This is a genomic window from Brucella grignonensis (assembly GCF_002252505.1).
In the GTDB taxonomy this organism is placed as follows: Bacteria; Pseudomonadota; Alphaproteobacteria; order Rhizobiales; family Rhizobiaceae; genus Brucella; species Brucella grignonensis.
Genome location: NZ_NNRL01000043.1, coordinates 1 through 413 on the forward strand (window position 1 = coordinate 1; position 413 = coordinate 413).

Below are 413 nucleotides of genomic sequence, written 5' to 3' on the forward strand. Positions count from 1 at the left end.
GCTTTGAGGAATTGCATCACGCCGGCGCTGCAGCGCGGATCCCGCCGCGCGCCGTCCATGATGCCGCCGTCACCGGCCTCGCAGAAAGCCTGGAGCGCATCGAGCGCCGCAAGCTCGCAGATCGTCTCCTGATTCAACGGACCGATGGCGAGGCGGTCTATGACAATGTTCTATCCAACGGACAGTGGCTGGCGGCAGCCAGGGCGCGACAGGTGCTTGAGGAGACGCGACGCCGTCCGTTATCCCGCGAGGAAATCGACGGCTTCGCGCTTGTCTGGGCCAAGGTCGTCGCTCGGATGGAGGCTCGCAGCGCGCCGGCAACCCTGCTTGATGAAGTCAAGGCCCAGTCACGAGATGATCTAGCATGGTTCCTGGCGGAGCGGCGCCGTGCGGATGAGGACGATGCCATGAAG

At 64.6% G+C, this 413-nt stretch carries 1 pseudogene; it reads left to right on the forward strand.

The window, feature by feature from the left end:
- Nucleotides 1-413: pseudogene (locus CEV33_RS00640) on the forward strand (zeta toxin family protein); the annotation flags it as partial.